The following is a 21958-nucleotide window of genomic DNA, read 5'->3' as shown; positions in this document are numbered from 1 at the left end:
TTTTGTTTTTTCAAGCGCGGCGCATCACGCCGCTCAGATCGGTACCCGGCGCCACGGTGTTGAACACCGTGCCGTACTTTTGGACGTTGTCGTGCAGCAGGTCCATGCGCCTGTCGGTTTCATCGGTGTCCACGCTGATCTGATAGCGGATGCTCTCCATTTTGGGCGGCACGTCCTGCCGCACGCCATCCACGCGGCGCGAGCTCACGTGAAACCTCATCTGGGTGGGCGTTGGGGTGTCTGTCATGTCGTGCGCGCTTGAACGGCCAGAGCGGCGGGTGGGTCGGACAACGCCGCCGCTTCAAGGCGTGGCCCCTTGACAGGGTAACCCCTCCAGAAAGAAAACCCGCAGCGACCCGAGCCCACGAACCCGCTCGCCGAGGGCGAGGGAGACGTCGAGGGGCCCATGCCGCAGAAGACGTGAGTCCACGGCAAAAGATGCAGGTCGGTTCAAAAAAAGTTGACCCCATCCCACCGAAGGGTCGTGCGGCCTCAGATCAACCCGGCGATGGCTTCCACGTCCTCGGCAAACATCTGGCCCTTTTCCGCCAGCAGCAGTTGACCATCGCGCCCACGCAGCAGGGTGATGGGCAGGCCCCGGGGTTTGGGGAAGGCCTTGCGCCAGTCCGGGCCCGCCCAGGCGGCCGGGAAGCTGTAGCCCTTTTTCATCAGATAGGCCACGGCGTCTTCGGGTTTCCTGTCGATGGACAGCGCCAGCATCTGAAGCCCGCGGGCCTCCTGGCTCTGCCAGAGCTGCTCCATGCTCGGGCTTTGCAACGCGCAGAACGGGCAGGTGCTGGACCACCAGTACACCAGCAGCGGCCGGCCTTCGGCCTGGGCGGGCTCGAACACCGAGCCATCAAGCCGGGTGATGCGCGGCACTTTGAGTTCGCTGCCAAGCGCAGGCAGCGGTGGGGCCTTGGCTTCTTCGGCCGCGGCCGAGACCGGCTGGGCCATGACGGCGGACCATGGGGTCACCAGCACGGCGGCGGCTCCACCCAGCCAGAAGCGGCGGGTCCACCGGTCGTGGCTGGCATCGGGTATGGCGTCGGGTCCGGCTTCATATCGGGTCATGGGAAGTCCTTGGGCTCTGGAGGTTCACAACAAGCGGTGCCACGAAGGCAGGCAGGCCTGGGCCAGCGTGCCCACCGGGTCGGTCTGCTCGACCTGCGCAGCTCGGGGGCGGAGCACGCCCTTCAGGCCGTGATCGAGAGCTTCCTCATTTTCTCCCACAGTGTCTTGCGGCTGATGCCCACCACCTCGGCCGTCTTGCCGACGCTGCCTTCGCAGTGCGACAGCGCTTTGCGGATGTGCGTGCGCTCCACACCTTCGAGAATGCTCTGCAACGGCGCGATCGGTTCTGTGCGGGCGCCGTTGGGCGGCGCGTTCGCGCTCTCCAGCGCCAGGGGCGTGTCCAGCAAGCCCCCGTCGCTCATCACCAGGGCTTGCTCCAGATAAGAGCGCAGCTCACGGACATTGCCGCGCCATTCGCGTCCCATGATGTCGCGCAGGAAGGTCTCGGACATCGCCAGCGGTCGTCCCTGCTCCAGCACCAGCGACGCGAGCAGCCGTTCGGTCAGCCAGCGGATGTCTTCGGGGCGTTCACGCAATGGCGGCAAAACGATCCTGTTTGCTCTTGCCAAGGGCGAAGAAGCGGTCTGCTTCCTGAACATCGGCAGCGTGTCCAAACGCAAAACCAGGCGGCTGCACCCTGAGGTACACAGCTTCGTGAGTGCGCTTTGACCGCCCGGCCAAGGAAACCACTCTCAATCCTCCCGAAATCCGTCCACCGTGCCTGGGCCCCTAGGCATGGTTCTCACAAGCCGCTGTCCACTTGCGATCGCATTGCAGCGCCTCCATGTTCATTCATTCGCCACAAAAAAGGCCACCCTGAGGTGGCCTTTTTCTTTGGCAGCGGAAATCCCGCCGCTTCGATCCCGCCTGATCAGCGGATCACGGCGATGGTGGTGCGGGCGCCGCCCTTGTAGGTCATCAGCGTCAGGGCACCGTTCTTGATGTCGCCCTTTTCGTCGAACGCGATATTGCCGGTCACGCCTTTGTGCTCGATGGCCTTGAGTGCCGGCAGGTACTTGGCCGGCTCAGACGAGTTGGCCTTGACCATGGCTTCGGCCATCACCTTCACCGCGTCGTACACGTAGGGGGCATACACCTGAACGTCGGTACCGAACTTGGTCTTGAAGTCGGCGCGGAACTTCTCCATGCCAGCCTTCTGCTCGCCTTCAACGCCACCGGCTTCTGCGCAGTAGACCTGATCGTCGGCCATGCCGTCGCCAGCCAGCTTGGGCAGCTCGCTGGAGCAGATGCCGTCGCCGCCCATGAACTTGGCCTTGATGCCGAGGGCCTTCATCTGCTTGAGCATCGGGCCGGCCACTGCGTCCATGCCGCCGAAGAACACCACGTCGGGCTTCTTGGCCTTCAAGGTGGTCAGGATGGCATTGAAGTCGGTGGCTTTGTCGTTGGTGAATTCACGACCCACAACCTTGCCGCCGGCAGCCGTCACGCCTTTTTCGAACTCGTCGGCCACGCCTTGGCCGTAAGCGGTGCGGTCGTCAATGACGGCGACGTTCTTGCCCTTGAGGGTTTCCACGGCGTACTTGCCGAGGGTGCCACCGAGGTGCACGTCGTCAGCCACCATGCGGAACACGCCAGCGTAACCCTGGCGGGTGTACTTGGGGTTGGTGGCCGAGGGGGAGATCTGGGGAATGCCTGCGTCGTTGTAGATCTGCGAAGCGGGGATGGTGGTTCCGGAGTTCAGGTGACCGATCACACCGGCCACCTTCGCGTCCACCAGCTTTTGTGCGGCGGCGGTGCCTTGCTTCGGATCGGCCGCGTCGTCTTCGGCCAGCAACTCGAACTTGGCGGGCTTGCCATCGATGGTCAGGCCAGCGGCGTTGAGTTCTTCAACGGCCATCTTGGCGCCGTTTTCGTTGTCTTTGCCGAGGTGGGCAATGGCACCACTGGTCGGACCCACGTGACCGATCTTGATCACACCGTCGGCGGCCGGGGCTGGAGCGGGTGCTGCGGCAGGTGCTTCAGCAGCAGGAGCGGCTGCCGGAGCGGCCTCTTCTTTTTTGCCGCAAGCAACCAGAGCGACGGCCGCAGCAATAACGGCCAGTTTGATGTTCATGTGCATAGATATCCTCGGAAAGGAATAAAGGTTGGAATGCGGAGGGAACTTTTTCTCCACACCCATAAAGATACTCCAAAACACCAGCACTTTCGCGGGCTGCGCCTTATTTGCGCGGCATCTCCGAGGGTTTGCCCCAGCCCGTATCACGCCAACGCATGGGCCATAAGGCGTGCGCATGAATGCGGGAGTCAGCTGTCCCGGACGGCGGCGAGATCGTGCGACAACGGCTCAAGGCCAGCGGCCTTGTACTGCCGCCACCGCTCGCGCGCTCCCTGGCGGTCCTCTGTGCCGCCCCCCACCAGTTCGATGACCCTGTCGAACCGCCCCACCTCCGCCGGCATGGCACTGCCTATGTTGACCAGCACATCGGCGGCAAAACCGTCCGTCTCGCGGGCACTCAGCAGAATGGGGGAGTGCCGCAGCACGTGCGCCGGGTCGGAACCGCGGGCGTGCGGCACGAACTCGCCCTGCCCCATGAGCCAGAGCGCAAGGTCCAGCGCGTCGAGGGTGGGCTCATCGCCCAGCACCAGCAGCCTCGACCCCTTCAGGTAGGCTTTGCGCAGCAGTCGACAGGCGTAGGCTCGCTTGTCGCCCACGTTGAGATGGAAAGCAACCTCGGTCATGACGACCAGGCGGTCAAGCTCGCCGAGACGCCGCCACAACCCTGCGCTTTTTCTGAACGGGTTTGTCGTTCTCCGCCAAAGAGGCTTGATCAACCAGATACTGAAGCAGCAACGGCACGGGTCGTCCGGTGGAGCCTTTGGCGGCACCGCTCTTCCAGGCCGTGCCCGCGATGTCCAGGTGCACCCAAGGCGTCTCGGCGACAAACTTCTGGAGGAACTTGGCGGCGGTGATGGCCCCGCCCGCGCGTCCAGCGACGTTGCCCATGTCGGCAAAGTTGGACTTGAGTCCCTCGGCATAGTCCTCGTCCAGCGGCATGCGCCAGCACAGGTCGAGGGAGCGGTCCCCGGCCACACGGAAGGCATCGGCCAGCTCTTCGCGGTTGGAGAACAGCCCGGAACGAACGGCTCCGAGCGCAATGACACAGGCCCCGGTGAGGGTCGCGATATCGACCACACAACGGGGCTTGAACCGCGCCGCGTAGGTCAACGCGTCGCACAGGATCAAGCGCCCTTCTGCGTCGGTGTTGAGGATCTCGATGGTCTGCCCGCTCATGCTGGTGACCACGTCCCCAGGCTTCACCGCCAGCCCGTCGGGCATGTTTTCACAACTGGGGATGATGCCGACCACGTTGATGGCGGGTTGCAGCTCAGCCAGCGCAGCGAAGGTGCCCAGCACACTCGCCGCCCCGCCCATGTCGAACTTCATCTCGTCCATCTCGGCCGCTGGCTTGATGGAAATGCCACCGGTGTCGAAGGTGATGCCCTTGCCCACCAGCACCACGGGGGCACTGCCCTTGGCTCCACCCTGGTACTGCATCACGATGAAGCGCAGCGGTTCGGCCGACCCACGGGCCACGGCCAGGAATGCGCCCATGCCCAACGCGGCCACTTCTTTCGGCCCGAGCACCTCGGTCTTGATGCGTGGTTTGCGACCGAGCTTGCGTGCCACGTCGGCCAGCTGGCTGGGTGTGGCGTGGTTGGCGGGTCGGTTCGCCCACTCCTTGGCCAGTTCCACCCCCGTCACCAGGGCCTGCCCCATCTGGAACTCCTGACGCGATGCCGCCAGATCTTTCACACCGAGCACGATCTGCTGGAGCGATCTCGCGTGCGCCGAGGGTTTGGTGGTCACGTAGCTGTAGGTCGCGTCGGCCGCGGCGGTCATGGCCGTGCGCACCACGGTGGCATCGCGCTCCAGCAAAGACAGCAACACACCCAGCTTCTTGACACCAGGCACCTTCAACTGACTCAGACCCGCTGTCATCGCCTTGCGCACCGCCGTGGCCGACCCGTCACCCGCACGGACCAGCACCACACGGCTCGCCTTGAAGCCAGCGGGGCGGTAGCACGACAGGCACTTGCCTGCGCCTGACTCCAGATCACCTCGGCGCAAAGCCTCGCGAACCAGCTCGGTCAGCGCATCGTCACCGTCGGCAGCGACCAGGCTGTCGGGCACGAGCACCAACACGGCGTCCACGGCCCAACGAGCCGCTTGAGCGCCTGAAAGGGGTTTGAGTTCAAAGTCCATAATTGCGTCTTTCCGGTTTCATTCGATGTTATTCCATTCTTCTATTCGCACTGAGCTGGCACGCAGTTTTGGGGCCACGCTGGTGGTGCTGTTCACCATCGTTCTGACGGTGCTGCTGATCCGCACGCTGGGCATGGCCTCGCGTGGCAGCGTCAACCCGGAAGAGGTGATGCTGGTGCTGGGTTACACGGTGCTCGGCTACACCCAGACCATCCTGACGCTGGCCCTGTTCATCGCCATCGTCTCCACGCTCTCGCGCATGTACCGCGACAGCGAAATGATCATCTGGTTTTCCAGCGGGCGCTCGCTCGGTGGATTCCTCAGTCCGGTGTTCCGGTTTGCCTGGCCCATCCTCGCGGTCATCGCGCTGATGGTTTTTTTCGTCTGGCCCTGGGCCAACCAGCAAACAGAAGACTTGCGTGCCCGGTTTGAAAATCGGGGCGACCTGCAACGCATCGCGCCAGGTCAGTTCCAGGAGTCGTCCAGTGGCCGCCGTGTCTTTTTCATCGACAAGGACACTGCCGATGGCACGGAGGGCAAGAACGTCTTCATCTCCAGCATCGAAAAGAACGGCAACGAAACGGTCACCTCGGCCAATTCGGGGCGCATCGAGTGGGTCAAAGAGCGGCAGTTCCTGATGCTCAACAACGGCCAGCGGCTTGAGAACGACCCGAAAACGGGGCGCATCAAGGTCAGCGAGTTTGAACAGTACGGTGCCCAGATTGGCGCAGCCGCCATCTACACCGGCAGCGCGAGGGCGCTGAAAGCGCGCAACACGCTCGCGCTGCTCAAGGACCCCACCGTGGGCAACATGGGCGAGTTCGGGTGGCGCATCGGTGTGGCACTGACCGCGCTGAACCTGGTGTTGCTGGGGGTGGCCGCGACCATCAGCAACCCACGGGCCGGCAAAGGCGGCAACCTCATGTTCACCCTGTTCGCCTTCATCGTCTACTTCAACATGCTCAACGTGGGACAACGGTGGGTGGCCTCCGGTCAGGTCAACTGGGTCACGTTGCTGGTGCTGTTGCATGGCATTGTGTTTGTGCTGTGTGCCGTCTGGCTGGCCAAGCGCCACCACAACGTCAGCCTGCTCGACCTGCCCCGCCGCTTCCTGGCGGGGCAACGGTCCACCGGTGCTGCCGCATGAGGACCATCCGCCGCCTGATCTATGGCGAAATCCTGATCGCCACTGGCTTTGTGTTGCTGGCCTTCCTGTCGCTTTTCTTCTTCTTCGACTTTGTGGAAGAGCTGGGTTCGCTGGGTCAGCCCTCGCGCCTGGACCCAAAGGTGATCTACGAGATGCGCCACGCCCTGCTGTACGTGGGCCTGCTGATGCCCAGCCGGGTGTACGAGTTGTTGCCCATTTCGGTGCTGATCGGGTCGGTCGCGGTGCTGGCGCGGCTGGCCCAGAGCTCGGAATACACCATCCTGCGAACCAGCGGCCTGGGGCCCTGGAAAGCGCTGCGCACCCTGCTGGGGCTGGGCTTGCTGTTTGTCGCGCTGACCTTCGCCATCGGCGACTACGTGGCGCCCATCGCCGACAAAACCGCCCAGTTGCTCAAGGCCCGCTACCAGGGGCGCATCAGCCTGGGGCAAACGGGCGCCTGGCTCAAGGAGCGGCAGACCCACAGCAATTTTTCGGTGAATGTGGGGTCGCTCTCACCCCAGGGTGAACTGGGGGAGGTCCGCATCTTCGAGTTCGACAACCAGGGCCTGCTGGTGTCCACGCTGCAAGCCGAAAAAGGCCAGATCGAAAAAGACACTTCCTGGACGTTGCGCAAGGTGGTTCGCCGCGAGTTCGAGACGTCGGGGCAGCAGTCGGCCAAGATTGTCAAGAGCGTGCACCAGACGTTCAATTGGCCCAGCAGCATTTCGGCAGAGATGATCTCGGTCGCCTTGCTGAAGCCCGACCGCATGCGCACTGCGGACCTGTACGCCTACGTGCAGCACCTGGAGGCCAACGGCCAGACCGCCCAGCGCTACGAAATCGAGTTCTGGCGAAAGGTGTTCTACCCGCTCAGCTGCCTGGTGATGGTGGTTCTGGCCCTGCCTTTTGCCTACTTCCATTTCCGCAGCGGCGGGATCACGGGCTATGTGTTTGGCGGTGTGATGATCGGCATCAGCTTTTTCCTGCTGAACAACGTCTTCGGGCACATCGGCAACCTCAACCACTGGCGCCCCTGGCTCGCGGCGGCCTCACCGGCCATCATCTATTCTTTTGTATCGCTCGGTGCCTTTGGTTGGCTCGTGCTTCGGCGGTGAACAACATGCAAGGTGTGATCGTGTTTGCCCATGGTTCGCGCGACCCGATGTGGCGTGCGCCGGTGGAGGCGGTGGCCCAACAGATTCGGCGCACCGATCCGCACGCCAAAGTGGCCTGCGCCTACCTGGAACTCTGCGAGCCTGATCTCCAGACCGCCGCCAGCGCCCTGCTGGCCGAAGGAGCCACCCGGGTGCGGGTGCTTCCATTGTTTTTTGGCATGGGCAAACACGCCCGGGAAGACCTGCCCGTGCTGATGGCCGGGCTGGCGGCGTCCCACCCCCATGTGGTGTTTGAACAGCTGGCGACCGCCGGCGAAGACCCCCGACTCACCGCGCTGCTGGCCAGGATCGCCCTGGAACCCCGGACATGAATTTGCACCAGTTCCGCTTCGTCCAGGAGGCGGTGCGCCGCAACCTGAACCTGACCGAAGCTGCCAAGGCGCTGCACACCTCGCAACCCGGCGTGTCCAAAGCCATCATCGAGCTTGAAGACGAGCTGGGTATCGAGATCTTTGCGCGGCACGGCAAGCGCATCAAGCGCGTCACCGAGCCCGGCCTCCAGGTGCTCAAGAGCATCGAGGTCATTCTGCGTGAGGTGAACAACCTCAAGCGCATCGGCGAGCAGTACGCCGCCCAGGACAGCGGAACGCTGTCGATTGCCACCACGCACACCCAGGCCCGTTATGTGCTTCCAGGACCGGTGGCGAAGCTGCGGCAGGCCTACCCCAAGGTAGCGATCAGCCTGCACCAGGGCTCGCCCGACCAGGTGGCGAAGATGCTGATGGAAGAGGTGGCCGAGATCGGCATGGCGACCGAGTCGCTGACCAACTACCCCGACCTGGTCACCCTGCCCTGCTACGAGTGGCAGCACGTGCTGGTGTTCCCGCACGATCACCCCCTGGTGAACCGCGATCGCATCACGCTGGAAGACCTGGCCCAAGTGCCGCTGATCACCTACCACCCCAGTTTCACGGGCCGCACCCGCATCGACCAGGCTTTCGCCTTGCGCCACCTGCGCCCCAACATCGTGCTCGAGGCCATCGACTCCGACGTGATCAAGACCTATGTGAAGCTGGGCATGGGCGTGGGCATCGTGGCCGAAATGGCCATGCAGGGCGACAACGCGACGCCCGATCTGGTGGCCCGCCCCGGGGCGCAGCTGTTCGGCCACAACCTCGCCCGTGTCGCCTTCAAGCGCGGCAGCTACTTGCGCCAGTTCGTGCTGCGGTTCGCCGAGCTGCTGAGCGACCGGCTTTCGCGCGAACTGATCATGAAAGCCATGAGCGGCACGCCGGATGACTATGAACTTTGACACCCCCCGCGCCGGCCTGACGGCCGTCACCCCCCAGGGGGCAACACCTGCGGCCCGGCTGAGCCGGTTCCTCGGTGTTCTGGCTGGGGTTACCTTGATCGCCGGACATTGACATGGCAGCTCTCTCACCCAACACCCCAGCCCTCACCTCCCGCCTGCCCAACGTGGGCACGACCATCTTCACCGTCATGTCCACCCTGGCGGCCGAGGTGGGCGCGGTCAATCTGGGGCAGGGGTTCCCTGATTTCAACTGCGACCCGGCGCTGGTGGACGCGGTGACCCACGCCATGCAGGCAGGCCACAACCAGTACCCGCCCATGCCCGGCGTTCCCGCGCTGCGCCAGGCCATGTCCGCGAAGATGCAGGCGCTCTATGGCCTGCACTGCGACGCCCACACCGAGATCACCGTCACAGCGGGCGCCACGCAGGCCATCCTCACCGCCATCCTGGCCGTGGTGCACCCGGACGACGAGGTCATCGTGCTCGAACCCTGCTACGACAGCTACGTGCCCAACATCGAGCTGGCCGGCGGCGTGGCGGTGCGCGTGCCGCTCACGCCCGGCACCTTCCGGCCTGACTTCGACCTGATCCGCGCGGCGATCACGCCGCGCACCCGCGCCCTCATCATCAACAGCCCGCACAACCCCAGCGGCCAGGTCTGGACCGAGGCAGACATGCTCACGCTGCAGGAGCTGCTGGCGCCCACCGACGTGCTGCTCATCAGCGACGAGGTGTACGAACACATGGTGTTCGATGGCCAGGCACACCAGAGCGCGGCGCGTTTTCCCGGCCTGGCGGCGCGTGCCTTCATCATCAGCAGCTTCGGCAAGACCTACCACGTGACGGGTTGGAAGGTGGGCACCGTGGTCGCGCCCGCGCCGCTCACGGCCGAGTTCCGCAAGGTGCACCAGTTCAACGTGTTCACCGTGAACACGCCGATGCAGCACGCGCTGGCCGCCCACATGGCCGACCCGGCGCCCTATCTGCAACTGAGCGCGTTCTACCAACGCAAGCGCGACCTGTTCCGCGAGGGCTTGGCCGGCACGCGTTTCACGCTGCTGCCGGGCCAGGGCACCTACTTCCAGTGCGTCGGTATCGGCGATCTGGCGGTGCCCGAACGCGACCTGCCCGAGGCCGACTTCTGCCAGTGGCTCACGCGCGAGATCGGCGTGGCCGCCATCCCGCTGTCGGCCTTTTATGGCGACGGCTTCGACCAGAAGGTGATCCGCTTCTGCTTTGCCAAGAAAGACGACACGCTGCACAGCGCCCTGCAGCGTCTGGCGCGGCTGTAGGTCATCGGACAGACCGAGCGCTCACCCGGCGCCGGCGTGCTGATCCAGGGTGGCCGCATGCGCGGCGAACCGGGGCGGAATGCGCTCAGCCGTTGAGCTGAGACCAGGCCTTCTCCAGCCGCTTCACGCTCACCGGCTGCGGCGTGCGTAATTCCTGCGCGAAGAAGCTCACTCGCAGCTCTTCGAGCAGCCAGCGCACCTCCTGCAGGCGCGCGTCCTGCACGCCCTTGCGTTCCGCCACCATGCGCCAGAAGCGCTGGTCTTGCGGGCGCAGTTCGGCCAGCTTGGCGGCGTCGCGCGCCGGGTCGGCGCGCAGTTTGTCCAGACGCAGCTGCACCGCTTTCAGGTAACGCGGAAAGTGCTGCAGCTGCGCGTAGGACGTGGTCAGCAGGAAGCGCTTGGGCACCAGGCGCTGCAGCTGCTGGCCCACGTCGATGGCCACATCCGCGGGAGGGCGGCTGTCTTTCAGCTTGCGCGCGGCGGCCGCGTATTCGCTGAGGATCAGGCCCGCGTTGCGCGCGATCTCGGATGAGATCAACGTGAGCCGGCCGCGGCCCTCGTCCACCCGCTTCTTGAACGCGGCTTCGTCGGTGGGCAGCGGGTCGGCCAGGAAGGCGCGGTCCAGCGCGAGTTCGATGATCTGGTTGCGCAGCTCTTCCAGCGTGCCGCCGCCCGAGCCGCTGTCGGTCTTGCCCACCTGCATGTAGGCCGTGGCCATGGTCATCAGGCCGGGCAGGTTCTTCTCCAGGTACTTGAGTGCGTCCTTGATCTGCAGCGCGAACAGGCGGCGCAGGCCTTCTCGGTGGCGTGCCATCGCCACCTCGGGCTCGTCGAACACCTCGATGCCGACCGCATCGCCCAGGTCCATGAGCGCCGGGAAACCGATCAGCGTCTGCCCGCCCTTGCGGATTTCCATGAGTTCGGGCAGTTCGCCGAAATCCCAGCTGGTGTGGCGCTGGGTGGCGCTGGCGGCGGGTGTTGGCTGCGCTTCTGCCGTGACGCGGCGCGCACCACCCGAACTGGCAGGTGCTGGCGCGACTTTGGGCTCGGGCGCAGCCGGGCGCAGGCTTTCCAGCTTGAGCGAAGCCAGCGCCTGGAAAGCACCGCGCGCCTGCCCCCCCAGCTCTGCTTTGAGCGCCGCGAGGCTGCGCCCCTGGCCCAGCTGGCGGCCGTGTTCGTCCACCACGCGCAGGTGCATGAAGTGGTGCGGTGTGAGCATGTCGACCTTGATGTCGTTGCGCACGATGTCAAGCTGTGTCGCCTCGCGCACCAGTTTCAGCAGCGCGTCCATCAGGTTGCCGGCACCGAACACTGCGGGCTCGGTGAGCGCGGCGGCGAAACGTTCGGCCGTGGCTGGCAGCGGCACCAGGCGCGAACGTGGGCGCTGGTGCAGCGTCTTCAACAGCGCGAGCAGCTTGTCTTTCAGCATGCCGGGCACCAGCCAGTCGCAGCGGTCTTCGCTCACCTGGTTGAGCGCGAAGATCGGCACCGTGACGCTCAAACCATCGCGCGGGTCGCCGGGCTCGTGCAGGTAGGTGCAGGCGCAGTCCACGCCGCCGAGCCGCAAGGTCTTGGGGAACGCCTGCGTGGTGATGCCGGCCGCCTCGTGGCGCATCAGCTCTTCTTTGGTCAGCAGCAAGAGCTTGGGATTGAGCTTGACCGCACCCTGGAACCAGCGCTCGAAACTGGCACCGCTGCACACGTCGGCGGGCAGCTGCTGGTCGTAGAAGGCGTAGATCAGCTCGTCGTCCACCAGCACGTCTTGCCGGCGCGACTTGTGCTCCAGCTCCGCCACCTGCTTCACCAGTTTCTGGTTCGCAGCGAGGAACGGCAGGCGGGTCTCCCAGTCGCCAGCGACCAGCGCCTCGCGGATGAAGATTTCGCGCGCGCCCGCCGGGTCCACCCGGCCGTAGTCGGTGCGGCGGTTGTGATAGACCACCAGGCCGTAGAGCGTGGCACGCTCCAGTGCCGAGACGCGAGCCGCTTTCTTTTCCCAGTGCGGGTCCAGCAACTGTTTTTTCAGCAGGTGCGTGCCCACCTGCTCCAGCCAGGTCGGATCAATGTTCGCGATGCCCCGGCCAAACAGGCGCGTGGTCTCCACCAGCTCGGCGCAGACGATCCAGCGCCCGGGCTTCTTGCTCAGGTTCGCGCCCGGGTGGCGGTAGAACTTGATGCCGCGCGCGCCCAGGTACCAGTCTTCGGCTTCGTTCTTCTGGCCGATGTTGCCGAGCAGACCCGAGAGCATGGCCAGGTGCAGCTGTTCGTAGCTCGCGGGCTGCGTGTTGAGCACCCACTTGTGCTCGGCCACCACGGTGTGCAGCTGGGTGTGGATGTCTCGCCATTCGCGCACGCGCCGCACGTTGATGAAGTTCTCGCGCAGCAGGGTTTCGTACTGGCGGTGGCTGAGCTTGTGGTCCTTGCCATGGCCGCCCTTGGTGTCGTCCAGCCACTTCCAGAGCTTGAGCGTGCCGCTGAACTCGCTCTTCTCGTCGTCGAACTTGGCGTGCGCCTGGTCGGCCTGGGTCTGTTTGTCCATGGGCCGGTCGCGCACGTCCTGCACGCTCAGGGCCGAAGCGATCACCATCACCTCGTCGAGCGCGCCACGCTGCTGGGCCTCCAGCAGCATGCGGCCCACTTTCGGGTCCAGCGGCAGGCGCGAGAGCGTCTGGCCAATCGGCGTGAGCTCGTTGGCCTCGTCCACCGCACCCAGTTCGGAGAGCAGCTGGTAGCCGTCCACGATGGCGCGCTTCTGCGGCGCTTCGATGAAAGCGAAGTCTTCCACCGCGCCCAGGCGCAGCGCCTTCATGCGCAGGATCACGCCCGCGAGCGAACTGCGCAGGATCTCCGGGTCGGTGAAGGCCGGCCGGCCATTGAATCCGGCCTCGTCGTACAGCCGGATGCAGATGCCGTCGGCCACGCGGCCGCAGCGCCCGGCGCGCTGGTTGGCCGCCGCCCGGCTGATCGGTTCGACCATCAGTTGCTCGACCTTCTGCCGGAAGCTGTAGCGCTTCACACGCGCGGTGCCGGCGTCGATCACATAGCGGATGCCCGGCACCGTCAGCGAGGTCTCGGCCACGTTGGTCGAGAGCACGATGCGCCGCCCGCTGTGGTCCTGGAAGATGCGGTCCTGCTCGGCCTGCGACAGGCGCGCAAACAGCGGCAGCACCTCGGCGTTGCGCAGCGTGGGGATGTGGCTGAGGTGCTTGCGCAGGTGGTCGGCCGCCTCGCGGATCTCGCGTTCACCGGGCAGAAAAATCAGGATGTCGCCGCCCTGTGGTGTGCGCCAGAGCTCGTCCACGCCATCGGTGATCGCGTTGTTGAGGTCGTATTCACGACTCTCCTCGAAGGGCCGGTATCGCACCTCCACCGGGAAGGTGCGCCCAGACACCTGGATGACCGGCGCCGGGCCCTTTTTTGAGGCGAAGTAATCGGCAAAACGCTGCGCGTCGATGGTGGCCGAGGTCACCACCACCTTCAGGTCGGGGCGGCGCGGCAGCAACTGGCGCAGGTAGCCGAGCAGGAAGTCGATGTTGAGGCTGCGCTCGTGCGCCTCATCGATGATGATGGTGTCGTAGGCGCGCAGGTCCGGGTCGGTCTGCGTTTCGGCCAGCAGGATGCCGTCGGTCATGAGCTTGACCGAAGCGTCCTTGGAGAGCCGGTCCTGGAAGCGCACCTTGAAACCCACCACGTCGCCCAGCGGCGTCTTCAGCTCCTCGGCAATGCGCTTGGCCACGCTGGAGGCCGCGATGCGGCGTGGCTGCGTGTGACCGATCAGTTGCGGGCGCTGGCCCGGTTTCGCGTTGAGCTTGCCGCGCCCCATCTGCAGCGCGATCTTGGGCAGCTGCGTGGTCTTGCCCGAGCCGGTTTCGCCGCAGACGATGACCACCTGGTGCTCGCGCATGGCGGTCTCGATCTCGTCACGGCGGGCGGAGACGGGCAGGGACTCGGGGAATTCGATGTGCAGCGGCGCGGAGGTCAAGGGGGAACTTCAGTCAAAATCAGGCAACCGGCGATTATCCGCGCCCCAGCCCCTTCCGCCCGCCACAAGACCGCCTTGCCCCGATCCATGTCCAACGTCTTCAACTTCACCTTCGTGCCCTGGTTCCGCTCGGTCGCGCCTTACATCCACAAACTGCGCGGCAGCACGGTGGTCGTTGGCGTGGCGGGCGAAGCGATCGCAGCGGGCAAGCTGCCTCTCATCGCGCAGGATCTGGCGCTGATCCAGAGCATGGGGGTGGAGGTGGTGCTGGTGCACGGCTTCCGGCCGCAGGTGAACGAGCAGTTGCGTCTGAAAGGGCATGAAGCGCGCTACTCCCACGGCATGCGCATCACCGACTCGGTGGCGCTGGACTGCGCGCAGGAGGCCGCCGGTCAGCTGCGCTACGAGATCGAGGCCGCGTTCAGTCAGGGCCTGCCCAACACCCCCATGGCCGGTGCCACGGTGCGCGTGATCTCAGGCAACTTCGTCACCGCGCGACCCGTGGGCCTGATGGACGGCGTGGACTTCCAGCACTCGGGCCTGGTGCGCAAGATCGACACCGAAGGCATCCAGCGCACGCTGGACATGGGCGCGTTGGTGCTGCTCTCGCCCTTCGGTTTTTCGCCCACGGGCGAGGCCTTCAATCTCAGCATGGAGGATGTGGCCACCTCGGTGGCCGTGGCGCTGCAGGCCGACAAGCTGATGTTCCTGACCGAGGTGCCAGGCATCGCGCTCGACGCGGGCGCGCCGCACCCGGCCCACGACAGCGTGATCGACACCGAACTGCCGCTGGCCGATGCCAAGAAGCTGCTCAAGGTCCTGCCCGCGCCCACCCAGCCCACCGACACCGCCTTCTACCTGCAGCACTGCATCCGTGCCTGCGAGGGCGGCGTGGAACGCAGCCACATCCTGCCGTTCGCGGTCGATGGCGCGCTCCTGCTGGAGATCTACACCCACGACGGCATCGGCACCATGGTGGTGGACGAAAAACTGGAGAGCGTGCGCGAAGCCACGATGGACGACGTGAGCGGCATCGTGGCGCTGATCGAACCGTTCGAAAAAGACGGCACGCTGGTCAAGCGCGACCGCACCGAGATCGAGCGCGACGCGGGCAACTACACCATCATCGAACACGACGGCGTGATCTTCGGCTGCGCCGCGCTCTACCCCTACCCCGAGGCCCGCACCGGCGAGATGGCCGCGCTCACCGTGTCGCCCGACACACAGAGCCAGGGCGATGGCGAGCGGCTGCTCAAGCGCATCGAAAGCCGCGCCCGCGCCCAGGGACTGCAGAGCATCTTCGTGCTCACCACCCGCACCATGCACTGGTTCCTCAAGCGCGGCTTCGTGCAGGTCAACCCCGAGTGGCTGCCCGAGGCCCGCAAACGCAAATACAACTGGGACCGCAAGAGCCAGGTGCTGGTGAAAAAGCTGGGTTGAAGCGCACCGCGCGGCCCCGTTTGACGAACATCAAGCCAGCACCGTGCCATCTGTCCATACTGTTGAATTCAGTGACACCCAGGTGAAAACAGCATGACCGAACGCAGCACCCCGACACCGAATGCCTCCAGCTCCGGCACGGCCGCCAGTGGAAAACCGGCCGCCAAGCCCGCCGCCCGGAAGGCCGCCGTTTCGCGCAAAACCGCAGAAGCCCCGCGTCGCGTGACCCTGGGCGACACCAGTGGCAGCAGCCAGCCCAGGACCATCCGCAAAAACACCGTGGCGCAGGTGGTGGCCTCCAGGCAGGCAGGGCAGCTCGCGGTCGTGAGGGACATCCTCTCTCGCCCTGAGAACAGCAAGACCGACAAAGCATCGTCACTGCGCGCCATCCTTGAAGGCGCGGCCCCCGACGATGCCAAGGCAATTCGCCAGCTGCTGCGCGGTGAGGCGAAGGCCTCTCAGCGGACCACCACGGCCAATGAGGTGGACCCCAACGAACAGCTCAACAAGGACTGGCGCAGCGGCGCCTACCCGTACAGGAACTTGCTGTCGCGCAAGGTCTATGAAGCGCAGAAATACCTGCTGCAAGTGGAATTGCTCAAGCTGCAGGCCTGGGCCAAGGAAACCGGACAGCGGATCGTGATCCTGTTCGAGGGCCGCGATGCTGCCGGCAAGGGCGGCACCATCAAACGCATGATGGAACACCTGAACCCGCGCGGCGCCCGCGTGGTGGCACTGGAGAAACCCAGCGAGGTAGAGCGTGGGCAGTGGTATTTCCAGCGCTATGTGCAGCACCTGCCCACGGCCGGCGAGATCGTGCTGTTTGACCGCAGCTGGTACAACCGCGCCGGCGTGGAAAAGGTGATGGGTTTCTGCTCCGAAGACGAGTACCAGGAGTTCATGCGCCAGGCGCCGCAGTTCGAACGCCAGCTGGTGCGCAGCGGCGTGCACCTGATCAAGTTCTGGTTTTCCGTCAGCCGCGAAGAACAGCGCCGCCGCTTCAAGGAGCGCAAGGCACACCCGCTCAAACAGTGGAAGCTCAGCCCCATCGACCTGGCCTCACTGGACAAATGGGCCGACTACACCCAGGCCAAGGAGGCCATGTTCTTCGAGACCGACACGGCCGACGCTCCATGGACCGTGATCAAGAGCGACTGCAAGAAGCGCGCGCGCCTCAACGCCATGCGTTACCTGCTGCAGAAACTGCCGTACACCAACAAGGATCCGAAAAACATCGGCCCTCTCGATTCACTGATCGTGGGCCGGGCCCACGTGGTGTATGAACGCGGTGAGCGACCCGGGGGCGCCATTCTCTGAGCAATCAGAACACCCCAAAAGAGAAGCCGCCCTCGGGCGGCTTCTCTTTGTGAACACCATCGGTTCAGGCGGCCGGCCTGCGCAGCAACAGCAACAAGGCCAGCGCGGCAATGCCAGCGAAGCAGAGAAATGACCAGTTGGCAATCGTCAGACCCAGGAAGGTCCAGTCCACCGCCGAGCAGTCACCACTGCCCTTGAAAATCATCGGTATGGCGCGCTTGAGCGGGAACGATTCGATCATGCCGTAGAAGTCACGACCGCAGCTCATGATCTCCGGCGGGTTCCACTGCAGAAAGCTCTGGCGGGCCGCCACGAAGGCCCCGCCCACGGCCAAGGCGCCCATGAGGCCGACACTCACCTGGCGCCCGGAACGACCGGGCAGCACGGCGGCCACACCCGCCACCACCGCCACCAGGATCAACGCGTAGCGCTGCACGATGCACATCGGGCAAGGTTCCAGCCCCACGACCTGCTGCAGGTAGAGGATGCCAAAGGCCAGCAGGCCGACACAGGCCAAAGCCACCAGGGCGAGCAAACGACGGGGGTGTTGATCCAGCAGGTTGAAAACGGGGGCAAGGGCGCTCAAGCGATCTCCTGAAAATGAAACGAGGCGCTGCGGTGGACCCGTCGAGCGCCTCGGAGTTCCTGATGGAACGAGCAATCAGCTGTCGGCGAAAGCGCGCTCGATCACGAACTGGCCCGGACGCGTGGTGTTGCCTTCGGCAAAGCCACGCTTCTCGCACAGGGCCTTGAGATCGCGCAGCATTTCGGGGCTGCCGCAGATCATGACACGGTCCTCCGCAGGGTTCAGCTCAGGAATCCCGAGATCCTTGGCCAGCTGGCCATTTTCGAGGATGACCGGAATGCGGCCCTGGTGCACGAACGGCTCACGGGTCACGGTCGGGTAGTACAACAATTGCTGCTGCACCTGTTCGCCCAGGAATTCGTCCTGCTTGAGCGTGCTTTCCAGCATCTCGCGGTACGCCAGCTCCTTGACCTCTCGCACGCCATGCACCAGCACGACCTGCTCGAATTTCTCGTAGGTCTCGGGGTCGCGGATCACGCTCAGGAAAGGTGCCAGTCCGGTGCCGGTGGCCAGCAGGTACAGGCGCTTGGCGGGCAGCAGGTAGTCGATCAGCAGGGTTCCGGTGGGCTTGCGGCCGACGATGACCTTGTCACCCACCTGAATGTGCTGCAGGCGGCTGGTCAGCGGACCGTCCTGCACCTTGATACTCAGGAACTCCAGGTGATCGGCGTAGTTGGGGCTGGCAATGCTGTACGCGCGCAGCAGCGGTTTGTCGTTGACCCGCAGGCCGATCATGGTGAAGTGCCCGTTCGAGAAGCGCAGGGCCTGGTCACGGGTGGTGGTGAAACTGAACAGGCGGTCGGTCCAGTGATGCACGGTCAACACGCGTTCTTCGATGAAAGCACTCATGGTCTTGAAAAGGTCTGTGAACCGCAGCCAGGCTGCAGCAGGTCGGCGAAAGGTCCGGCGCACCGGTGGCGGTCAGGGCACCGCATCAGATCCTCAGATTGTAAAAGCCCGCGTCTGCCAAAGATTTGCGTTATGTCAGCCCGGACCATGCCGATCCGGGTCACACTGCACCCCGATGTCCCGCCCCGCTGAGTCCAGGGACACCCAATCGTTGATACAGTCGGGCCAATGCCTACCGGGCTCCACCCGGCCGGCCGCTCTGGAAAACCCGCATGATGCCCGCGCCCGGTTAAAACCAGAACCAATATATTTTTATTTGATTCATATCCAAAGAGATATTAAGGACACCCCATGGCACGCACCATCCAATGCATCAAGCTCGGCAAGGAAGCTGAAGGTCTGGACTTCCCGCCCTACCCAGGCGAGCTGGGCAAGCGCATTTTCGAGAACGTGAGCAAGGAAGCCTGGGCGGCTTGGCTCAAGCACCAGACCATGCTGCTCAACGAAAACCGCCTCAACCTGGCCGATGCCCGTGCGCGCCAGTACCTGGCCCGCCAGATGGAGAAGCACTTCTTTGGCGAAGGCGCCGACGCCGCCGCAGGTTACGTGCCGCCACCCAGCGCATCCTGACCGCGCCCCAATCGTCCGGTCCTGTCGGTCCGGATGCTCCAGCCCCGTTGTCCGAACCTTCCTCCACCCGCCACGCCTTGGTGATCGGCGCTGGCCTGGCCGGGTCGGCTGTGTGCGCGGCCCTGGCCCGTCGGGGATGGCAGCTGACCTTGCTGGACGCCGCGCCTGGCCCGGCCCAGGCGGCCTCTGCCTTGCCCGTGGGCATGCTCAGCCCGCATGTGACCCGGGTTCCCACGCCGTTGTCGCGCCTGTGCGCCTTTGGGGTGGCGGATGCCCGGCTCGAATTGCAGCGGTTGGTGCCACAAGGCCACGGGTGGCAAGCCTGTGAGGTGGACAACCTGGGTCACGACCCCGGTCGCTGGCCCGCGGTGCTGGTGCGACCAGCCGCCCTGGTGAATGCCTGGCTGGATGAGGCACGCGGCTTCGGTGCACTGGACTGCCTCTGGAATCGGCGCGTGGCGCGCCTCACCCGCACGCCCGACGGCGCCTGGGTGGCGCTGGATGACACAGACGGGCCACTGGCCCAGGCCCAGACCGTGGTGGTGGCGGCCGCTCACGGCACCCGGACCCTGCTCGAAGGTCGCCACGGCTTGACCGCCACGGCCCTGCCGTTGCGCCCGGTCAAGGGGCAGATGAGCCTGGCCGCGCTCGATGGCGACCCGCTGGCACCCCGCCCCATGCGCAACAACGGTGTGTTCGTGCCAGCCTACGAAGACGCGGGCCTGCAGCCGGCGTGGCCACCGCGCATCTGGGCCATGGGCTCGACATACGAACGTGGCGCGGACAACAGCGATGTCGATGCGACCGCCCATGAACGCAACGCACAGAGTCTGGAAGAGATGCACGCCGCCGCGGCTGGCGTGTTGCGGCAATCGGTCGCCGACGGCTCGTTGCGGGGCTGGGCGCAGGTTCGTTGCGCCTCACTGGACCGTTTGCCGCTGGTGGGTGCCGCACCCGACCTGCCGGCGCTTGACGCGCTGATGAACGACGCTGGCGCTCGCCGGGGGCGGGTGCCTCTGGCCGAGACACCACGCCTGCCCAATCTGTACCTGCTGACCGCCCTGGGATCGCGTGGCCTGACGCTGGCACATTGGTGTGCCCGCCTGTTGGCCGCCCGCATGAGCGGCGAGGCATCGCCCCTGCCGCCCACCGACCACGGCCTGGAACAGGCCCTGGACCCCTCGAGATTCGCCTGGAAGGCCGCCCGGCGACAGCGCAGCTGAGCACGCTCAGCGCAGCAGATCCAGCGACCGTTGCAGCTCGTCGGCCTGCAGCGGTCGGGCCAGCAAGGCGTTGATGCCGGTGCGCTCGGTATCCCGCCTCATCCGACGCCGGCTCCACCAGGGCGACAGCGGCCCCGCGTGTTCGCTGATGCCCATGTTGAGCGCCTGGGGGTTGCGCTGCGCGAACAGCCGGGCCAGCGACCAGGCATCGATGTGGTGGTCGTCCAGATTGAAGACGCCACAGCAATAGCGCTGGCTCCCGATCATCTCTGCCGCCAGCTCGGTGCTCTGGGCCAGGTCGGCGTCCAGCACGCCCACGAGCGCCAACCGCGCGCGAAAAAGGGGTTCTTCCTCGGGGAGGGCCCCCACCAGCAGCGCCCGCCGGTGGATCTCACCGGACGCAATCTCCAGTGGAGCTGGCGACGTGACGTCCAGATCCAGATGGCCGGAATCGACCCGCCTCGCCGCAGACACCGCGTCGAGATCGTCCAGCAGGCCCGCCCACTGGATCGGCCGGCCCACCACCCGCCACGCATGCACCGGTGCCCCGGCCCCCACCCAGATCAATCGCTGCCCCGGAGGAAGCTCTTTGGCGTGGGCGAGCACCGCCTCGGCGCTGTCGCCATCCACCAGCGCAACATCGGCGCGCTTGATGTTGGGGTCAACGCCCGGAGCGGTGAGCGGGACCCAGGGCACATAGGACAGTTCGCGCTCTTCGGACAGGCGAAACACCGTGTTGAGCGCATGCCGTTCCACGTCGGAAAAACCCACGACATTGACGTAAATCCGCTGCTTGGCCATGGACACATGTTACCGCCACGCCACTGGCCGCTGCCCGGTCGGGGCGATCCGGCTGAGGTGCACCCGACGCATCCTTTTATTGCTCAAAGGCATATATGAACAACCAAAATGTCGTTTGCAATATAAGCGGACCTCTTTACAGTCGCGCCCATGCCTGAATTCGCCCTCATCTTTGCCGGCTTTGCCGTGGGACTCATCGTCGGACTGACCGGCGTGGGGGGCGGGTCGCTGATGACGCCGATCTTGATCTTCTTCTTCGGCATCAAGCCCTACCTCGCGGTCGGCACCGACCTGCTCTTCGCCGCCTTCACCAAGGCCAGTGGCACGCTCAGCCTGGCGCGCCAGCGCCTGGTGCCTTGGCGCGTGGTGGGCCAGCTTTGCGCCGGCAGCATCCCGGCGGCGCTGCTCACCCTGGCGGTGTTGCACCAAGTCGGCCCGGCCAACCCCCAGGTGCAGTCGGTCATGACACACACCCTGGGCATCGCCCTGCTCCTGACCGCTGCCGCCATGCTCTACAAGGCCGCCCGTGGGAAACAGCTGCCACGCACCCTGCCAGAAGGACGGCTGCAAGACGCGACCCGCGCACGCCACTGGAGCCTGCCGGTGCTGTTCGGCGCCGTGATCGGCACCCTGGTCACCCTCACCTCGGTCGGCGCCGGGGCGATCGGTGTCTCGGTGCTGCTGATCCTGTTCCCGCTGCTGCCGCTGCCGCGCATCGTGGCCGCCGACATCGCTTACGCTGTGCCGCTGACCCTGGTGGCCGGTCTGGGTCACGCCAGCCTGGGCTCGGTGGACTGGCCGCTGCTGGTCAATTTGCTGGCCGGCTCCATTCCGGGCATCTGGCTCGGCACCCGCCTGATGCGCCACACGCCCGAACGCTTGGTGCGCTCGCTTCTGTCGCTGTTGCTGGCCTACGCCGGCACCAAGCTGATCGCCTTCTGAACAACCTGACCCTTTCGCCCCCACGA

At 65.3% G+C, this 21958-nt stretch carries 20 protein-coding genes; 10 read left to right on the top strand and 10 right to left on the bottom strand.

Annotated features, from left to right (window positions below; translation table 11 throughout):
• Positions 1-10 precede the first annotated feature (10 nt).
• The 6 genes from IM738_RS07330 to IM738_RS07305 all read right to left on the bottom strand — a co-directional run bounded on the left by IM738_RS07330 (position 11) and on the right by IM738_RS07305 (position 5299).
• Positions 11-247: a hypothetical protein gene (locus IM738_RS07330; protein ID WP_236965218.1), complete on the bottom strand. Its 237-nt coding sequence runs from the start codon at positions 245-247 to the stop codon at positions 11-13.
• Between the two features lie 245 nt (positions 248-492).
• Entirely contained in the window at positions 493-1074 is a 582-nt protein-coding gene (locus IM738_RS07325; RefSeq protein ID WP_236965217.1) for a TlpA family protein disulfide reductase, read from the bottom strand.
• Positions 1075-1196: 122 nt separating this feature from the next.
• Entirely contained in the window at positions 1197-1688 is a 492-nt protein-coding gene (locus IM738_RS07320; protein WP_236965216.1) for a helix-turn-helix domain-containing protein, read from the bottom strand.
• Between the two features lie 257 nt (positions 1689-1945).
• Positions 1946-3154, bottom strand: a complete 1209-nt coding sequence (locus tag IM738_RS07315) for a branched-chain amino acid ABC transporter substrate-binding protein (protein WP_442908493.1) — start codon at positions 3152-3154, stop codon at positions 1946-1948.
• 185 nt (positions 3155-3339) lie between these two features.
• Positions 3340-3774 carry a DNA polymerase III subunit chi gene (locus IM738_RS07310; protein WP_236965214.1) on the bottom strand — a complete coding sequence of 145 codons (435 nt, stop codon included), beginning with the start codon at positions 3772-3774 and terminating at the stop codon, positions 3340-3342.
• A 13-nt stretch (positions 3775-3787) separates the two neighbouring features.
• Positions 3788-5299, bottom strand: coding sequence for a leucyl aminopeptidase (locus IM738_RS07305; RefSeq protein WP_236965213.1), 1512 nt, complete (start codon positions 5297-5299; stop codon positions 3788-3790).
• Between the two features lie 25 nt (positions 5300-5324).
• Here IM738_RS07305 and lptF point away from each other — a divergent pair, with 25 nt between their 5' ends.
• The 5 genes from lptF to IM738_RS07280 all read left to right on the top strand — a co-directional run bounded on the left by lptF (position 5325) and on the right by IM738_RS07280 (position 10165).
• On the top strand, positions 5325-6446 hold the full coding sequence (gene lptF, locus IM738_RS07300) for an LPS export ABC transporter permease LptF (RefSeq protein WP_236965212.1): 1122 nt from the start codon (positions 5325-5327) through the stop codon (positions 6444-6446).
• Entirely contained in the window at positions 6443-7561 is a 1119-nt protein-coding gene (gene lptG, locus IM738_RS07295) for an LPS export ABC transporter permease LptG (RefSeq protein WP_236965211.1), read from the top strand. Before lptF ends, lptG begins: the two co-directional genes overlap by 4 nt.
• 5 nt (positions 7562-7566) lie before the next feature.
• Complete coding sequence (locus tag IM738_RS07290; protein WP_236965210.1) at positions 7567-7932, top strand: sirohydrochlorin chelatase; 366 nt, start codon at positions 7567-7569, stop codon at positions 7930-7932.
• Entirely contained in the window at positions 7929-8873 is a 945-nt protein-coding gene (locus IM738_RS07285) for a CysB family HTH-type transcriptional regulator (protein WP_236965209.1), read from the top strand. Before IM738_RS07290 ends, IM738_RS07285 begins: the two co-directional genes overlap by 4 nt.
• A 113-nt stretch (positions 8874-8986) precedes the next feature.
• Positions 8987-10165 (top strand): pyridoxal phosphate-dependent aminotransferase, encoded by a 1179-nt coding sequence (locus IM738_RS07280; RefSeq protein ID WP_236965208.1) that lies wholly within the window; start codon positions 8987-8989, stop codon positions 10163-10165.
• Positions 10166-10250: 85 nt separating this feature from the next.
• Here IM738_RS07280 and hrpA read toward each other — a convergent pair whose 3' ends face one another.
• Entirely contained in the window at positions 10251-14144 is a 3894-nt protein-coding gene (gene hrpA / locus IM738_RS07275; protein ID WP_236965207.1) for an ATP-dependent RNA helicase HrpA, read from the bottom strand.
• Positions 14145-14231: 87 nt separating this feature from the next.
• Between hrpA and argA the strand changes: the two genes are divergently transcribed.
• Positions 14232-15584: an amino-acid N-acetyltransferase gene (gene argA / locus IM738_RS07270; protein WP_236965206.1), complete on the top strand. Its 1353-nt coding sequence runs from the start codon at positions 14232-14234 to the stop codon at positions 15582-15584.
• Positions 15585-15677: 93 nt separating this feature from the next.
• Positions 15678-16901, top strand: a complete 1224-nt coding sequence (gene ppk2 / locus IM738_RS07265; RefSeq protein ID WP_236965205.1) for a polyphosphate kinase 2 — start codon at positions 15678-15680, stop codon at positions 16899-16901.
• A 64-nt stretch (positions 16902-16965) separates the two neighbouring features.
• On the opposite strand, the gene IM738_RS07260 is transcribed toward ppk2, so the two are convergent.
• Together IM738_RS07260 and IM738_RS07255 are read right to left on the bottom strand one after the other, a co-directional pair.
• Complete coding sequence (locus tag IM738_RS07260; protein WP_236965204.1) at positions 16966-17487, bottom strand: disulfide bond formation protein B; 522 nt, start codon at positions 17485-17487, stop codon at positions 16966-16968.
• Positions 17488-17562: 75 nt separating this feature from the next.
• The gene (locus tag IM738_RS07255; protein WP_236965203.1) at positions 17563-18336 is read right to left on the bottom strand and encodes a ferredoxin--NADP reductase; all 774 of its coding nucleotides are present in this window, start codon (positions 18334-18336) and stop codon (positions 17563-17565) included.
• Between the two features lie 351 nt (positions 18337-18687).
• Here IM738_RS07255 and IM738_RS07250 point away from each other — a divergent pair, with 351 nt between their 5' ends.
• On the top strand, positions 18688-18966 hold the full coding sequence (locus IM738_RS07250; protein ID WP_236965202.1) for an oxidative damage protection protein: 279 nt from the start codon (positions 18688-18690) through the stop codon (positions 18964-18966).
• A 47-nt stretch (positions 18967-19013) separates the two neighbouring features.
• Positions 19014-20189, top strand: coding sequence for an FAD-dependent oxidoreductase (locus IM738_RS07245; RefSeq protein ID WP_236965201.1), 1176 nt, complete (start codon positions 19014-19016; stop codon positions 20187-20189).
• Positions 20190-20195: 6 nt separating this feature from the next.
• Here IM738_RS07245 and IM738_RS07240 read toward each other — a convergent pair whose 3' ends face one another.
• Positions 20196-20990 carry a hypothetical protein gene (locus tag IM738_RS07240; RefSeq protein ID WP_236965200.1) on the bottom strand — a complete coding sequence of 265 codons (795 nt, stop codon included), beginning with the start codon at positions 20988-20990 and terminating at the stop codon, positions 20196-20198.
• Positions 20991-21140: 150 nt separating this feature from the next.
• On the opposite strand from IM738_RS07240, the gene IM738_RS07235 reads away from it, so the two are divergent.
• Positions 21141-21932 carry a sulfite exporter TauE/SafE family protein gene (locus tag IM738_RS07235; protein ID WP_236965199.1) on the top strand — a complete coding sequence of 264 codons (792 nt, stop codon included), beginning with the start codon at positions 21141-21143 and terminating at the stop codon, positions 21930-21932.
• The last annotated feature ends 26 nt before the right edge of the window (positions 21933-21958 follow it).

This window comes from Hydrogenophaga sp. SL48, from assembly GCF_021729865.1.
Taxonomy (GTDB): Bacteria; Pseudomonadota; Gammaproteobacteria; order Burkholderiales; family Burkholderiaceae_C; genus Hydrogenophaga.
This window is presented reverse-complemented; position numbering and strand designations above follow the sequence as displayed.

What these genes read in the sequence shown, in the direction of transcription:
- IM738_RS07325 (WP_236965217.1), bottom strand. Translation starts at nt 1,074, where the DNA reads ATGACCCGATATGAAGCCGGACCCGACGCCATACCCGATGCCAGCCAC.
- IM738_RS07310 (WP_236965214.1), bottom strand. Translation starts at nt 3,774, where the DNA reads ATGACCGAGGTTGCTTTCCATCTCAACGTGGGCGACAAGCGAGCCTAC.
- IM738_RS07255 (WP_236965203.1), bottom strand. Translation starts at nt 18,336, where the DNA reads ATGAGTGCTTTCATCGAAGAACGCGTGTTGACCGTGCATCACTGGACC.
- IM738_RS07315 (WP_442908493.1), bottom strand. Translation starts at nt 3,154, where the DNA reads ATGCACATGAACATCAAACTGGCCGTTATTGCTGCGGCCGTCGCTCTG.
- IM738_RS07235 (WP_236965199.1), top strand. Translation starts at nt 21,141, where the DNA reads ATGCCTGAATTCGCCCTCATCTTTGCCGGCTTTGCCGTGGGACTCATC.
- IM738_RS07330 (WP_236965218.1), bottom strand. Translation starts at nt 247, where the DNA reads ATGACAGACACCCCAACGCCCACCCAGATGAGGTTTCACGTGAGCTCG.
- IM738_RS07305 (WP_236965213.1), bottom strand. Translation starts at nt 5,299, where the DNA reads ATGGACTTTGAACTCAAACCCCTTTCAGGCGCTCAAGCGGCTCGTTGG.
- IM738_RS07240 (WP_236965200.1), bottom strand. Translation starts at nt 20,990, where the DNA reads ATGGCCAAGCAGCGGATTTACGTCAATGTCGTGGGTTTTTCCGACGTG.
- lptG (WP_236965211.1), top strand. Translation starts at nt 6,443, where the DNA reads ATGAGGACCATCCGCCGCCTGATCTATGGCGAAATCCTGATCGCCACT.
- IM738_RS07250 (WP_236965202.1), top strand. Translation starts at nt 18,688, where the DNA reads ATGGCACGCACCATCCAATGCATCAAGCTCGGCAAGGAAGCTGAAGGT.
- lptF (WP_236965212.1), top strand. Translation starts at nt 5,325, where the DNA reads ATGTTATTCCATTCTTCTATTCGCACTGAGCTGGCACGCAGTTTTGGG.
- ppk2 (WP_236965205.1), top strand. Translation starts at nt 15,678, where the DNA reads ATGACCGAACGCAGCACCCCGACACCGAATGCCTCCAGCTCCGGCACG.
- IM738_RS07280 (WP_236965208.1), top strand. Translation starts at nt 8,987, where the DNA reads ATGGCAGCTCTCTCACCCAACACCCCAGCCCTCACCTCCCGCCTGCCC.
- IM738_RS07290 (WP_236965210.1), top strand. Translation starts at nt 7,567, where the DNA reads ATGCAAGGTGTGATCGTGTTTGCCCATGGTTCGCGCGACCCGATGTGG.
- IM738_RS07285 (WP_236965209.1), top strand. Translation starts at nt 7,929, where the DNA reads ATGAATTTGCACCAGTTCCGCTTCGTCCAGGAGGCGGTGCGCCGCAAC.
- argA (WP_236965206.1), top strand. Translation starts at nt 14,232, where the DNA reads ATGTCCAACGTCTTCAACTTCACCTTCGTGCCCTGGTTCCGCTCGGTC.